The organism is Acidilobus sp. (assembly GCF_049973875.1).
In the GTDB taxonomy this organism is placed as follows: Archaea; Thermoproteota; Thermoprotei_A; order Sulfolobales; family Acidilobaceae; genus Acidilobus.
On sequence record NZ_JBMFJI010000095.1, the window covers coordinates 1 to 715 of the forward strand.

Below are 715 nucleotides of genomic sequence, written 5' to 3' on the forward strand. Positions count from 1 at the left end.
CTCCATGGCCTCTACCATGTCCTCCGTCCTATACTTGTAGTGCCTGATGTTTAGGTAGCCCCACGGCTCGTCCCACGTCCCGTCCACGGGTATGATAAAGTTGCTGTCCGTTGGCACGGTCTCGGCTATCGTTGGTATCCCTGCGGCTATGACCACCTCCCCGTGGGCCATGGCCTCAATGGGCATTATTCCGAACCCCTCGTTGTCGCTCAGGTTAAGCCAGAACCTGTGCGTGTCGTACAGCTCCTCCACCTTCTCATAGGGTAGGTCTCCGGTTACCTTTGTAAACGGTATGGCCTTGACCACGTATATTATGTCCATCGGCCCTCCCGGCACCATTATGTCTATGGGGTAGTCGGGGTGGAGCTCGTGGAACTTCAGCACTGCCTCAATCCCGTAGCCCGGGAACTTCCTCTTCATGTAGTATGTCCTGTACAGCATGCCCTTCTTCTCGCTTATCGGCCTTACCTTGTCGGGTATCCTTACTCCGTGGGGTATTATTGCGTCCACCTGCCTGTTCACGGGTCTCAGTGCGTCGTTGAGGAACTCGGCCGAAAACTTCGAGGGTGCGACTATAGCCTTCACCTTCCCTATCACCCTGTCAAAGGGCGTCGTGAGCCTTATGTTGCTGGGGCCCTCGGCCACCATGTAAAGTATTGTCCTCTCGGGCCTCAGGAACGTTACCACGCTCCTGGTCTGCCAGTGCAGGTTGTCG

General features: G+C 56.1%; 1 protein-coding gene. It reads right to left on the reverse strand.

Annotated elements, in window-relative coordinates:
• The coding region (locus tag ACP5H1_RS08525) for a glycosyltransferase (RefSeq protein WP_427974099.1) at window positions 1-715 on the reverse strand (715 nt) is incomplete at both ends.